At 63.5% G+C, this 13,356-nt stretch carries 11 protein-coding genes and 3 pseudogenes; 3 read left to right on the top strand and 11 right to left on the bottom strand.

Annotation, left to right across the window (positions count from 1 at the left end; genetic code table 11):
* Window positions 1-55: 55 nt before the first annotated feature.
* Window positions 56-667: pseudogene (locus tag K5880_RS22925) on the bottom strand (TIM barrel protein); the annotation flags it as partial.
* A gap of 24 nt (window positions 668-691) precedes the next feature.
* Window positions 692-1,309, bottom strand: coding sequence for a class II aldolase/adducin family protein (locus K5880_RS22920; RefSeq protein ID WP_297658256.1), 618 nt, complete (start codon window positions 1,307-1,309; stop codon window positions 692-694).
* On the opposite strand from K5880_RS22920, the gene K5880_RS22915 reads away from it, so the two are divergent.
* Window positions 1,233-1,994 carry a LysR substrate-binding domain-containing protein gene (locus K5880_RS22915; protein ID WP_070401320.1) on the top strand — a complete coding sequence of 254 codons (762 nt, stop codon included), beginning with the start codon at window positions 1,233-1,235 and terminating at the stop codon, window positions 1,992-1,994. The genes K5880_RS22920 and K5880_RS22915 overlap by 77 nt on opposite strands.
* Window positions 1,995-2,268: 274 nt before the next feature.
* Window positions 2,269-2,364 (top strand): annotated as a pseudogene (locus K5880_RS22910) (tannase/feruloyl esterase family alpha/beta hydrolase); the annotation flags it as partial.
* A gap of 166 nt (window positions 2,365-2,530) precedes the next feature.
* Here the strand turns inward: K5880_RS22910 and K5880_RS22905 are convergent.
* The 6 genes from K5880_RS22905 to K5880_RS22880 all read right to left on the bottom strand — a co-directional run bounded on the left by K5880_RS22905 (window position 2,531) and on the right by K5880_RS22880 (window position 9,213).
* Entirely contained in the window at window positions 2,531-4,318 is a 1,788-nt protein-coding gene (locus K5880_RS22905; protein WP_297658250.1) for a mono(2-hydroxyethyl) terephthalate hydrolase, read from the bottom strand.
* 231 nt (window positions 4,319-4,549) lie between these two features.
* Window positions 4,550-5,566, bottom strand: a complete 1,017-nt coding sequence (locus K5880_RS22900; RefSeq protein ID WP_070401319.1) for a 2Fe-2S iron-sulfur cluster-binding protein — start codon at window positions 5,564-5,566, stop codon at window positions 4,550-4,552.
* Window positions 5,563-6,525 (bottom strand): 4-hydroxythreonine-4-phosphate dehydrogenase PdxA, encoded by a 963-nt coding sequence (locus K5880_RS22895; protein ID WP_070401322.1) that lies wholly within the window; start codon window positions 6,523-6,525, stop codon window positions 5,563-5,565. Before K5880_RS22895 ends, K5880_RS22900 begins: the two co-directional genes overlap by 4 nt.
* A 5-nt stretch (window positions 6,526-6,530) precedes the next feature.
* Window positions 6,531-6,995 carry an aromatic-ring-hydroxylating dioxygenase subunit beta gene (locus K5880_RS22890; RefSeq protein WP_070401318.1) on the bottom strand — a complete coding sequence of 155 codons (465 nt, stop codon included), beginning with the start codon at window positions 6,993-6,995 and terminating at the stop codon, window positions 6,531-6,533.
* A gap of 2 nt (window positions 6,996-6,997) precedes the next feature.
* A complete protein-coding gene (locus tag K5880_RS22885; RefSeq protein WP_070401317.1) occupies window positions 6,998-8,230 on the bottom strand; it encodes an aromatic ring-hydroxylating dioxygenase subunit alpha in 1,233 nt (410 codons plus the stop codon).
* A gap of 11 nt (window positions 8,231-8,241) precedes the next feature.
* Complete coding sequence (locus tag K5880_RS22880) at window positions 8,242-9,213, bottom strand: tripartite tricarboxylate transporter substrate binding protein (RefSeq protein WP_070401316.1); 972 nt, start codon at window positions 9,211-9,213, stop codon at window positions 8,242-8,244.
* Between the two features lie 73 nt (window positions 9,214-9,286).
* Between K5880_RS22880 and K5880_RS22875 the strand changes: the two genes are divergently transcribed.
* On the top strand, window positions 9,287-10,087 hold the full coding sequence (locus K5880_RS22875; RefSeq protein ID WP_070401315.1) for an IclR family transcriptional regulator C-terminal domain-containing protein: 801 nt from the start codon (window positions 9,287-9,289) through the stop codon (window positions 10,085-10,087).
* A 157-nt stretch (window positions 10,088-10,244) separates the two neighbouring features.
* On the opposite strand, the gene K5880_RS22870 is transcribed toward K5880_RS22875, so the two are convergent.
* The 3 genes and pseudogenes from K5880_RS22870 to K5880_RS22860 form a co-directional block, all read right to left on the bottom strand.
* A complete protein-coding gene (locus K5880_RS22870) occupies window positions 10,245-11,222 on the bottom strand; it encodes a tripartite tricarboxylate transporter substrate binding protein (protein WP_175442907.1) in 978 nt (325 codons plus the stop codon).
* Window positions 11,223-11,430: 208 nt separating this feature from the next.
* Window positions 11,431-12,654 carry a flavin-dependent oxidoreductase gene (locus K5880_RS22865; protein WP_070401321.1) on the bottom strand — a complete coding sequence of 408 codons (1,224 nt, stop codon included), beginning with the start codon at window positions 12,652-12,654 and terminating at the stop codon, window positions 11,431-11,433.
* Window positions 12,655-12,668: 14 nt separating this feature from the next.
* Window positions 12,669-13,356: pseudogene (locus K5880_RS22860) on the bottom strand (tripartite tricarboxylate transporter substrate-binding protein); the annotation flags it as partial.

The raw sequence follows: 13,356 nt of genomic DNA, 5'->3' as shown, positions 1-13,356 counted from the left end.
CGCCAGTGCTAGCTTTGCGTACCGTCACTTATTGCACTGAAAACGAGGAGACCCCATGACCCACGCGCCCAGATGGCAGGTAGTCGCGCAGCTTCACGGCCACGTCGCCCTCGACAATCTGGCAATGGTAGAGATCCATCTGCACCTTGAGATGAGGTGAACCGATGTCCTGAACGATGGCATGAGCCTCAATCTGGCGGTTGAGGAGGTAGCCGGGGATGTCGCGCGTATTGATGGGTTCGATCAAGATGTCGATCCCGACTCGCGCTGCCTCATCGGCAGCCCACGCCAGATTTTTGAGATAGATCGCATGCGCCGTCTCGAGAGCGAGCTGTGCGGGCAGGACACCCGCCATCACGTGAATGCGCGGACACGCCAATGCCGTCGCATAGTCCAATGCCTTGTAGATGCCGGCCCGAAACTCGGCTTCGCGCCCTGGCAGGCAAGCGATTCCGCGCTCGCCGTGGTTCCAGTCCCCGGGCGGGCCATTGAAAAGCACCTGACGCAAGCCATTCGCGGCCAGGCGCTGGGCGATGGTTTCCCTGGGATGGTCATAAGGAAACAGGTACTCCACCGCCTTAAAACCATCGCGCGCAGCGACCTCGAAGCGCTCAAGGAAATTGAACTCCGGGTAGAGCATGGATAGGTTGGCGGCAAAGCGGGGCAAGGTGCGGACTCCCTGGTTGATGGTTCACCAGCGCGCGCCGAAAGCGCGACGCAGTTGTTCGAGTGCCTCGTCGTCGAGCGGTACGGCGTCTGGGCACAGGCGCGAGAGCCGGGCGCTCTCTTCGAGTTCCTCGAGAACGGTCATGGCTGCAACGGGGGAGTCATGCCAGACCATGGGGCCTAGCCGATCCAGCATCACAGCCCGCAGCGGAGTGCTGCATGCGGCATAACGATCGATGGCCTCAGCCACGGCCTTGACGGTTTCCGGAGCACCTGGACGGTCGTAGGGAATAACGGGCACATGCCCAACCTTCATCACGAAATAGGGTGTGATCGCAGGCAGCAGTTCGCTGCGGGATTGGTCGAGCGTGAGCGAAACGCAGTGGGTGCTGTGGGTGTGTAAGACACAGCGCGTCTCCGTGTCGAATCGGCCGGCCTTGTCGTAGATGCGCGCGTGAAGCGCCAGCGTCTTGCTCGCTGGGAGCCCACCGATCTGGCGTGCAAGGGCGTCGGTGCGCGCAAGTTGCGCGGGATCGAGAAAGCCCAGGCATGCGTCCGTGGGCGTGATGAGAAAGCCGTCGTCCAGCCGCACCACCCCGGCCGGCGCCGAGATCGGGCTGGCGGTGCGCCGTGGGTTGCGCATCCTGCGCGAGGAAGTCATGCAGCGTGTGCCATTCGATGCCGCGTCGACGCAGCGCGCCTTCAACCTCTGCATGACCGACGTGAGCGAGTTCACGCTCGTGCCGGCACTGGTCCGACGCCTCGCTTCCATGGCACCGCATTCCGAGCTGCGGCTGCAGTCGTTGACCGTGGGTGAGCTGCCGGCAGCCATGGCCGCAGGCAACATCGACCTGGCCGTTGGCTTCTTTCCGGAGCTACAGGATTCGCTGTTCCAGCAGCAGCTGTTCGAGACCGGCTTCACCTGCATCGCGCGGCGTGGCAATCCGTTTGCCGACGGCGGGCTGACCCTGGAGCGTTTTTGCACCGCACCGCAAGTGGCGATGAAGGTGCGCTCGCACCAGGGCATCGTGCAGCGAGACTTGCGCGCCGCTGGCATCGAACGTCGGGTGAAGGTGACGGTTCAGCACTTTCACAGCCTGAGTGCGATCCTCTCGCAGACCGATATGCTCGCGGTGGTGCCGGAGGATGTCGCGCCGCACCTGGCTCGCAGCTTCGATGCACAGATCCACGAGTTGCCTTACCCGTCCTCCCGTTTCGAGGTGCGACAGTATTGGCACGAGTTGTACCACCGCGATCTGGCCAACCGGTGGATGCGCGGGCAGGTGCGCGAACTCTTTCAGCGCGAGGGCCGTCGGCCCCACCCCTGACGTGGGTCATCGCCTCGACGAGATCGCCGCGCTGCGCTGGTGATGTGGCGTCGCGACGATCAATTCGTCCTGCTCGATTCTGGCCTGCGCCGGGGTCGCTGGACTTCAGGACGCGCACGTGCATGTTTTCATGCCGCTGCGGTCACAGGGCTCAATGGGAAGATGCCGATGCCTTCAACCGCTTGGTGCCGGACTTCCTGGAGCACAGGAATGATGTTCATCATCGTCGGCATATCGGTTGCCCTGGGGGCCACCCATTTCACGTTCGGTGACGCGCACCCGTCCGCTATGCCCCTACCCTCAGGTTGCGAAGTACAAGGGTTCGGGCAGCACGGATGAGGCGGCGAACTTCAGTTGCACGAGTCCGTGAGAAGAGGCTGCGGAGCGGCTGAAGCCGGGGTTTGCTCCGCAGCCGTTTCAGTCACGGATACCATGTGCGTCGGAACCAGTTCCCTGCCCCTTACCCAGACAAGCTGGCGAGTGAGCCTGGATCCAAACGGTGGATGCGCTCGCCTTGGTAGAAGCTTTTTTTTCGACTAGGGGTTGCCGCAAACGAAGTTTGTCGCTTCGTTGATGTCTCCGCTACCCGTGTATCGGGCGATCTGAGGATGTGGGCACAGAGGCCTGCTGCGCGCACTCACGCCGAAGTAACCCGGCGTCGACGACGAGGCCTCGACCCGCGCCGGGGCCGTGCCGTTCTCGACCCAAGCGACAAGAGGCGTCAGCATGTCGAACCTGTCCGTGCCCGGTCCACCGCTGCAGTGGCCCATGCCCGGAACGAGGAAGAGGCGGGAGAAATCCGAGACAGAGGGCATTGCGGTGCTCAGCCTCTCGTAGTAAGCGATCGTGTCCAGCGCGGAAAACGCGGCGTCGGCCATCCCGTGGTACAGCATCAGCTTGCCGCCTCGACTGCGAAATGCGTTTAGGTCGGTGGATGTCGCACCATGCCACTGCATGCTGGGTTGCGTGAACAGGCCCGACGTGGCGAATATCTTCGGGGGGTCCACATCGAAGTCAAAGTTCATCATTCGAGTGGCAACCTGGTTCAGGGGCACAGGTTCCGGAGGCGTCGCAAAGTCCACCAGCCACGAACGCGCCGAAGACCCGTTTACGCGTTGCGCATTGTTCGTGCTGCTGTCATAGGAGCCGAGCCACCAAGAGCGCCACCCTTGGAAATACGTGGTGCCATTGAGACCGCTCATCCCGGTGTCCCATGGCCATTTGTTGTAGAGCGCGGTGCCCGCAGTGTCCACTGGCCCGCTCATGGCGCGCTTGATTGCGTCAACCTGTACCGGGCTCAGGCAGTCGTCGGTTTTTGCGCCGGTGCATCGCAGTGGCTGGCCGGTAGCAGGATTGAGGGCTGTAGACGGATCGAACAAGGACTGGCAGGCGGAGTAGTTGCCCACGATCCCATCGGCCAGCCCATCGAGCGCATCGCAACTGCCCAGGATAGCCTGGGTCAGCAGATACAGATCTGGGTCGGAGAAGGATTTATTCACGAGAGGCGCTCCATCAGGATCGACACCCACTGCCGCTGGCGCGAGCGACTGTGTGGTCCAAGCGCCACTGATGCCCGCCTTTGGTAACTGGTAACCGGGAGCGCCCGCCACGATGCCGTCGTAGTGCGCGGGGAAACGCTGGGAGAACATCATGCCTTCGCGCCCCCCCTCCGAACAGCCGATGAAGTAGGACTTGTCCGGGCCGCGCCCATAGAAAGTGCTCACGGCGGACTTGCCAGCCAAGGTCACTTGGTCGTACGAGTTGTACCCATGGTCAAGACGGGCTTGAGGGTCCATACCGAAGGCGACCGATCCAAGGGCGGCTGGATTGTTGTTCACTGCGTTGTCATGCCCTCCATCTGTGCTGACGGTAGCAAACCGACGCGACAGCGCGTTCGATGTCTGTCCACCTCCCAGACTTCCCAACGCCGCTGACAATGAGCCGTTGGTGCCTCCTCCGCCTTCCATGAAGAATCGCCCGTTCCAGTCCGCCGGCATGCGCAGTCTCATCTTGATCTCATAGGGGTATCCGTCGACACCCGTCCTCTGGTTGATCGAGCCTGTTACCTCGCAGTGCTCCGGCAGTTCGGGGGCATTCGCCGTGGCAGGGGTCACCGCATGCCAGACAGATGCTTTGACGACGGTGTTCTGATTGGGCCAGTTCACCTTGGTCGCACCTGAGGCGATGCCTTCGCAAAGTTCTTTGGACGCAAGGGGCACAGTCGGTTCGTTGCTGGTGTTGTCTGGAACACTGCCACTGCCAGCGCAGCCGCTGATCAACGCCGTGGCCAGCATGCCGACGCTGATGGGAATGCTTGATTTCATGATGTCTCCTTTCGTGGTTTCGAAGCGCGTGGGGCTCGTGGAGCCCGAGGCGATTCTCAATGCCCTCTACAGCCTCGCAATGCGGTTTTTGCGACATGCGAAAAAATGCCCCGTGTGCAGGGTTTGTCCTTATGTGAAGCCTTGTTCCAACGCTCGCTATGTCCCTTGCGCATGGTGCGGCGAGTGGCCCCGACGCAGCCGGGGAAGCGCGAGCTGGACAGACGCCAGTCGCTATGCTGGTTTGGACGAGGGGCCGGGCACGAACACGTCGGCGTGAAAATCCTCGTCGGGCAGTCCCTGGCCGGAGGCCGCGGCGCGCACGGCGCCCACCATGGACGGTGAGCCGCAGCAGTACACCACGTGGACCGCCAGGTCGGCAAAGCTGGCGCGCAGGGCCTGGTCCACTCGACCAGCGAAAGCGTCGCCTGCGGCATCGGCAGGCGCATCGCTCAGGGCTGCGATGAACTGGAACCTCGGCCACTGCTTCTGCCAGCGCTCCACCGCCGAGCGCATGTAGAGGCCATCGGCTTCGCGTGCACCCCAGATGAGGGTGATCTCGCGCTGCACGCGCCGCTTCGCCATGTCGTCGAGGATGGACTTGACGGGTGCGAAGCCGGTGCCGCCGGCCACGAACACGATCGGGCGCCTGTCTTCGATGTCCAGGGCCACGTTGCCGAAGGGAAGTTCGACCTGAAGCAGGTCGCCCGGGGCGAGTTGCGCCACGCGTGCGCTGAACTGTCCGCCGGCCACATGGCGGATGTGAAGGGTGGCGCCATCGCTTTCGTGCGGCGGGTTGGCCATGGAATAACACCGCGTGCTGCCGTCTTCCAGCAGGATCTGCAGGTACTGGCCAGCCTGGAATTTCGCGCGTTGCCCAGCGGGCAGGCGCAAACGGAGCACCGACACATCGGGCGCGGCCAGCTGGTTGCTGTACACCTTGGCGGTGAAGGTCTTGCGCGCGGAGGGGTCGATGCGTTTCCACGACATCGGCTGCAGCACGACGTCGGTGGTGGGCTCGCACATGCAGTAGAGCACCTGGTCGGGGCCGCAGGTTTCGTTGCGGATTGCGGCGCCGTTGAGCCCGCGCACATCGCCCGATGCGATGCCGCCCACGCAGCTGCCGCAGACACCCTTGCGGCAGGAATACGGCAGCTCGATGCCGGCGCGCAGCGCGGCGTCGAGCAGGCTCTGGCCAGGCGGGTTGTCGAAGACGACTTCGGTGCCTTCGATGGCGATGGAATGGCTCATGGGATGGCCTGTGAGAAAGCTTCGCCGGACAGCAGTGCAATGGTGCGCAGCAGCGCGGTGGGATCGGCGATGCCGCGTCCCGCAATGTCCATGGCGCTGCCGTGGCCCACGCTGGAGAGCAGCGCGTCAGCGCCGATGCTCAGGGCGCTCGCCGCATTTGGTGCCAGCAGCTTGATGGGAATGTGGCCCTGGTCGTGCAACATGGCCACGTACAGGTCGTGCCGGCGCTGCGACAACACCATGTCGGCGCCATGCGGTCCGTCCACGCGGTAACCCTCGGCGCGCAAGGCCGCCATGGCGGGCACCACGATCTGCTGGTCTTCAGGGCCGAACAGCGTGCCTTCGGAGGCATGCGGGTTGATGCCGAACACGCCGATGCTCGGGTCGTCCACGCCCAGCAAGGCGCAGGCGCGCACACCGGCGCGCACGGCCTGCTGGACGAGCGTGGGCGTCAACCGGTCCAGTGCCGTGCGCACGCTCTCGTGCAAGGTCACGTGCACGATGCGCAGGCCACCGCCCACCAGCAGCAAGAACACCTCGTCCTCGGGCATGCCGCAGACGCGCGCCACCAGCGAGGGATAGCCGCTGAAGGCAATGCCGGCCTGGTGGATGGCGGTTTCGTGGTGCGGGCAGGCGATCACCACGTCGAAATCGCCCGCGCGCACAGCCTGCAGTGCGGCGGTGGCGGAGGCGACCGTGGACGCGCCGGCGGCGGCATCGATGCGGCCGGGCACGGCAGTGCTGTCGGGCAGCGCGCCCGCCTCCACGTGTCGGATCTGCGGCCACAGCGCGGACAGGTCGCAGACGGCGGCTGCGCGCTGCAGCACGGCGCCGGGGCCGAACACGGTGATGCGTTCGCGCTGGGCCGCGTCGAGCGTGGCCAGCGCCTTGAGCGCGATCTCGGGGCCGATGCCGTTGGGGTCGCCCGCGGCCAGGGCGATGCGGCGCAATGTCGGCATGGTGCTCACAACGGCAGGGCCATCAGCGTGTCGGTCACCGTGCTGTCGCAGATGGCCACGCGCTCGGCCAGCAGCAGCTCGCCTGCATCGCGCACGAAACGGTCGCGATACACGCCGGTGGCAAACACCTCGCTCTGCCCGGTGGCCATGATTCGCACCACGATGAAGGGCGTGCGCGCCTGCGCCGCCGTGTCGTCGGCGGATTCCACCATGGGCATGCCCAGCAAATGGCGGTAGCGCTGGCGTTCGTAGATGTTCGCTTCGCGCAGCGCGGAGATGCGGTCTTCCAGCATGGCGCGCGAGTCGGCGTACACGATGCCGGCTGCCAGGCCTTCCTGTTCGTTCTCGACGTGGGTGATGCGGTAGTGGCAGTCTTCGGTGAAGAAGGCGGGCCACGCCTCCAGCGCATCGCTGTCGATGGTGTGGGCGTAGCGGGCGTTGAAGGCGGCGATGGTCAGCAGATCGATCATGCTCAGGCCTCCATGTGGTGGCGGTAGGCTTTCCAGAAGCCGCGCACCGAGGTTTCGGTGGCACGGCCCTCGCTGGAGCCGGATTCGTCACCCCCCATTTCCACCACGGCTTCGAGGCCGCTCGCGCCGGCAATGCCGCGCTGCACGAACCCGCCCACCGCGCCGTCCTCCATCGAGATGAAGCCGGCCGGCCCGACCAGGTTGGCCTGCTTCAGGCGCACCTTGCGCTGCTCCGGCGTGTCGTCGGTATAGCCCAGGTAAGTCCAGTTCAGCTCGGTGCGGTCCACGCCCTTGGGCAGCACCTGTCGCACCGCCAGGCAGTTCTGGATCTGCTGCAGCACGAAGCCGGGAAACACCGAGAGGATCTGCAGCGTCACGCCGTCGTCGAATTCGTGGAAGCCCGCGAGCACGGACGGATCCTTCAGGCGGTAGCGGTCGTTGTCCGAGCGCAGGGCCTGGTCCTTGTACGAGGAATCCTTCTCTGCCGTGGTGTCGATCATCGAATAGCTCACGTGGTGGCCGCCCGATTCATCGACGATCACGCCGCCTTTCTGGGAGAGGCGGTTCAGCTCGAAGGTGGTGAAGAACATGTGCAGCAGGCTGGCGTGGTAGCTGTCCTTCACGTTCTCCACATACAGCTTCCAGTTGTTGGGCAGGGCCTGCGTGAAGCGACCGATGACTTCCACCGGCTTGTGCATCACGCGCTCGATGCGCTGGCAGATTTCGTCGCCGAGGTACTCCTCGATGTCGGGCACGTCTTCGGAAAAGCTGCCGAACACCAGGCCGCAGTACACGGCGATGCGCAGCTTGCGCGGGCCATGTTCTTCCTTGCAGAAATCGGGCGGCATGCCCCCTTCGCCCTTCACCCCCTTTTCGAATGCCACACCGGTCAGGTCGCCCTGGCGGTTGTAGCTCCAGGCGTGGTAGACGCACTGGAAGTTCTCGGCCTTGCCCGATTTCTCCAACGCGATCAGCGCGCCACGGTGGGCGCAGCGGTTCTCGAAGGCATACACCTCGTCATCGCCATCGCGCACCACCACCACCGGCGTGGTGCCGGCGAACGTGGTGCGGTAGCTGCCGGCTTCGGGAATGTCCGCGTCGAGGCACAGGAAGTTCCAGGTGTTGCCCCGAAAGATTCTTTCCTGCTCCTGCTCCGGCACCTGCGCATCGGTGTAAAGGGCGTAGGGAATGCGCGTGAGCGCGTCGCTGCGCCAGTGGATGGTCTGTTCCTGCATGGCGGTCTGTCTCACTCCAGCGTCACGTTCGCGCTCTTGATGACCTTGTTCCATTTCGCCGACTCGGCCTGGATGAAGCGTCCCGTCTGTTCGGTGGACCAGCCACGCGGCTCAGCGCCCTGTTCGGCGAACCGGGCTTTCACATCGGGCATCGCCATGGCCTCGGCCAGCTGCTTCTGCAGCAGGTTGGCGGTGGCCGCTGGCGTGCCGGGCGGCGCCACCACGGCGAAGAACGTCACCGCGTTCATGCCCGCCACTTTCGATTCTTCGAAGGTGGGTATCTGCGGCAAGGCAGCCGAGCGCGTGGCGTCGGCCACGGCCAGAATGCGCAGCTTGCCGGTGCTGTGGAACTGTGCGGATGAGCTCAGGTTGTCAAAGAAGACATCGACCTGCCCACCGACCAGATCGACCAGCGCGGGCGCCGTGCCCCGGTAGGGAATGTGCGTCATCTCGGTGCCGGTCAGTTGCATGAACAGGCTGGCCGTGAGGTGCGAAGTGGAGCCGTTGCCTTGCGAGGCGTAGGTCACCTTGCCGGGATTCGCTTTCAGGTACGCAATGAACTCGGCCACGTTCTGTGCCGGCACTTTGGTGCTCACGGCCAGCACGTTGGGCACAGTGGCCATGACCGTGACGGGCACCCACTGCGTCGGATCGAACGAGAGTTTCTTGTAGAGGTGGTGGTTGATGGCGATGGGCCCGGGCGGCGATGCCAGCAGCGTGGTGCCATCGGGCGTGGAGCGGAACACCGCTTCGGCGCCGATGTTGCCGCCTGCGCCGGTGCGGTTCTCGACCACCACGCCGCCCGGGTAGTGCGTGCGCAGTTTCTCGGACAGGATGCGCGGCAACACGTCGGCCGTGCCACCGGCAGGGAACGGCACGATCAGTTTCAGCAACTGGTTGTTCGACTGCGCGTACGCACTGCCGATCAGGCACGAAGCCAGAGCGAGGGCGGCGCCTAGGCGGCGCGAGAAGGAGTAGGACATGAATGTCTCCGATGAACTTGTGGGAATTCGAGTGTCGCGGCAGGCAAGCGTGCAAACAAGTTAAATTTGCGCTATGCGTAAAAATGAAACCGATGCGCTGCCAGAGGTCAATGACGTCGACCGCCATTTCGTCACCTCGCTGCAAAAGGGGCTGGACGTGCTCACCTGCTTCGGCCGGCAGCACAGCCGCCTCACGCTGTCGGAAGTCGCACGCCTTACTGGCATGTCACCCGCGTCAGCACGACGCTCGCTGCTCACGCTGCACCAGCTCGGTTACGTGGACAGCGATGGCAAGCGTTTCTGGATGCTGCCGCGCGCCCTGCTGGTGGCGCACGCGTACCTGTCTTCTCGGCCGATGCCGTCGCTGGCTCAGCCACTGCTGGACGCCTTGTCCGAGCGCACGCGCGAGTCGGCATCGCTGGGGCAGTTGCTGGACGACGACGCGATCATCATCGCGCGCTCGACGGCACGGCGCAGCCTGAGCGCGGGCTTGGGCATCGGCTCGCGTCTGCCGGCCTACTGTTCGGCTCTGGGTCGTGTGCTGCTGGCCGGGCTGCCGCCGCGAGAGGCACAGGCTCGGCTGCGCAGCATGACTCGCGTGCCGCTGACGCCGCAAACGATCTGCGATTTTTCGCTGGTAGTGGAATTGGTGGAACGCTGTCGCGAAGAAGGACATGCCAGCAGCGATGGCGAACTGGAGATCGACGTGCGGTCGATGGCGGTGCCAGTGCGCGACCGCCAGGGGCAGGTAGTGGCTGCGATAAGTATCGCGGTGCGGATCGAGCGCATGGGCATGGGTGAGTTTCGCGACGCATTCCTGCCGATGCTCAATCGCGCGCGTGACACACTGGCGGCGCGACTGCCCCTTGGGTGAACGTGAACATGAACATGCGCGGAGCCGGCGTGGTTCGAATCCGGTGGCAGAAGTCAGCGGCGAACACCGTGCTCGTGTACTCAAGCAACGATGTCAGTTCAGGCTGCTGGTAGTGTGACCTACAACCTACGGGCGCGGTATCACAAAAGCCATCGGATCAATCGATGGTGACCTTTGCATCGCGAATCACCTTCTGCCACAACTGGGTTTGCTGCTCGATGAAGTCAGCACTTGCCGCGGTTGTGTTGTGCATCGGGTCCAGCCCTAGCTTTGCGAGGCGTTCCTGCATGGCTGGTCTCGCCAACGCTTCATTGAGCGTGGTGTTGAGGTGACGAACTTCTTCGGAAGGCGTGTTTGGCGCGGTCACCGCCGCGTACCAGGTAACCGACTGCATACCCGGTAAACCAATCTCCGCAAAGGTCGGCACGTCCGGGAGAGCGGCAGACCGTTTGGCATCTGCCACCGCAAGAATGCGTACCTTGCCCGATTTGTGCAATGTGATTGACGCTCCCACACTTCCGAAGAAGGCATCAACCTGGCTACCCGATAGATCGGCGAGCGCAGGGGCATCGCCTTTGTACGGAACATGGACCAATGTTGCTCCCGTCAAGGAGGAAAAAAGGCTCGCAGTCAAATGTGAAGTCGTGCCATTGCCCTGGGACGCATAGGACACTCTCCCGGCGCTTTGCTTGGCATAAGGCGCGAATTCTTGAGCCGTCTTGATTGGCAGATTGGGGCTGACGATAAGCGCGTTCGGTACCGAAGCAATGGTTCCGATGGCTAGCCACTGGGAGGGATCGTATGGCAGTTTGGCGTACAGCCCCTGGTTGATCGCGATCGGACCCGGAGACGAAATCATGATGGTGCTTTCGCTCGATCGTGGCCGGTTGAACACCTCGGCAGCGCCCAGGTTGCCGCCGGCACCGGTCTTGTTCTCGACATGGATGCCCTTAGGAAACCCGGTCCGCATTTCTTCTGCCAACGTGCGGGCCAACACATCAGCGAGGCCGCCTGCAGCGAATGGGACCACGATACGCAGCGGCTTGTCCGAGGTTTCCACCGCATGCACCATGCTGGTGGCGGCGATCAGTCCGATCAGACAAGCAGCTGCGGCAGAAGAGGGTAAGAAACGCATGTACTTGTCTCCGTAGAAAAATGAAATGTATGTGCAATGGAATGCGGGTCGCAAATACATCGTTGGCTCAGTTCACAAGGCCCTGGATTTGGCTTGCAGATGCATGAGCTCCTCGACGATGCAGCCTCTATACTCCTAGCCAAGCACAGGCATTGCACTGTTCCAACTCTGAGTGTTTAACCGCGGCTGCTGTGCTTGTTGCCTCTCATCAGGCTCTCAGTGCAAAGCCGGCGACTTGCTTGTAGTTGTCCGAGATGGCTCGCAAGTCGTCCTGGCTGATCAAGTCATCAATATTGGCAAAAGGAAGGCCACCGCTGAGTTCGTCAGCCTTCATGATGATGAAATCGGGCGGCAGCGTGCGGTTCGTCTCAACCACTCTGGCCGTCGGTCCCAGGCGTGCCGCTTCATAGCGCTGCAGCGCAGCACCCGGATCACTGGGCGAAGCGGCCATTTCGTCGGCCAGTGTGCGAGCGTCGATCAGTGCCTGCGCCGAGCCATTGGAGCCGCGCGGGTACATCGGGTGCGCCGCGTCGCCCATGAGCGTCACGCGCTCGAAGCTCCAGCGCGGCAGCGCGTCCTTGTCGACCATCGGGTACTCGAACACCTGCTGCGCCGAGCTGATCAGCGCCGGCACGTCGAGCCAGTCGTAGCGCCACGATTCGAAGGTCGGCAGGAAGTCGTCCAGGCGCCCGGGCTTGTTCCAGTCGTTCATGGCGGCCTGCGGGTCGCGGATCTCGGCCACCCAGTTGATGAGCTGGTTGCCCTGCCCGTCCACGTTGTCCACGATCGGGTAGATCACCATCTTGCCGGTGTCGATCGATCCGATGCGGATGTAGCTCTTGCCGGTGAGGATGGGCTTGTGCACGCTCACGCCGCGCCAGGTGTTGATGCCTGCATAGCAGACTCGATCGTCGGAATAGAAATGCCGGCGGATGGTCGAATTGACGCCATCGCAAGCCACCACCACGTCGGCCTGAACGGTCTCGGGCGTGCCCTGCAGTCCCACCGCGAAATGCAGCGTGGCCGCGCCATCCAAAGGGTCGATGCCGGTGCAACGGTGCCCCACATGCAGCCGCTTGGCACCCAGGCGCTGCAACGCGGCATTCCAGAGCAGGCGATGGAGTTTGCCGCGATGGATGCCCAGCTCGGGCAATTCGTAGCCCGCATGTCGGCCGCGAGGCTCGCTGTAGACGAACTGGCCCCAGCGGTTGTAGAACACGCTCTCGCGGTTTTCGATCGCCACAGCCTCCAGTTCGGCTGTCAGGCCCAGCGCGTCGAGCTCGCGCATCGCGTGTGGCAGCAAGGTGATGCCGACGCCGATCTCCTTCACCTCTGTGGCGCCCTCGTAGACATCACACGCCAGGCCGTGCTTGTGAAGGGCCAGCGCGAATGCCAGGCCGGCGATGCCACCCCCCACCACCGCAATCCTGATGTCGTTCTCGTGCTTCATTCGGCCTTGATACCCTGAGTTTTGATGAGTGTGGCCCACCGGTCCGCGTCCCTGGCCACCAGGCGACCGAACGCCTCGGGTGCGTCGCTGGCGGGATCCATTCCCTGCCCAGCGAAGGCCTTTTTGACATCCTCGCTGCGGAGGATGTCGTTGATTTCGCGGTTGAGCGAGGCGACTTGCGACGCAGGCATGCCCTTGGGAGCGAAGATGCCGTACCACATGTCCACGTTGACGTCGCCTGCTTTAGCTTCGCTGAGGGTGGGAACGTCGGGCAGCAGCGGATGACGCTTGTCGCTTCCGATGCCGAGTGCGAGAAGCTTGCCCGAACGCACCTGCGGCAATGCCACATGAATGGGCAGGAACATGGCATCCACCTGGCCACCCAGCATGTCGGTGACGGCGGGGCCCGTGCCACGGTAGGGAATGTGCGTGAGAAACACCTTGGCGGTGTTTTTGAACAACTCCATCGAGAGATGGTGCGGCGTCCCAACACCTGGCGAGGCATAGTTGAGTTTACCTGGTGCCTTGCGCGCGGCTGCAATGAGGTCGCCGCCGGTGGCAAAGCCGGAACGGGGGTGAGTGACCAGAATGAGCTGGCCCCAGCTCGTCAGGCTGACAGGCTCCAAGTCGGGGTCTCCTCGTTTTCAGTGCAATAAGTGACGGTACGAAAAGCTAGCACTGGCG

This window comes from Hydrogenophaga sp., assembly GCF_025699295.1.
In the GTDB taxonomy this organism is placed as follows: Bacteria; Pseudomonadota; Gammaproteobacteria; order Burkholderiales; family Burkholderiaceae_C; genus Hydrogenophaga.
The sequence above is the reverse complement of the archived record's forward strand: the minus strand, read 5'-3'. Positions and strand labels throughout refer to the sequence as shown.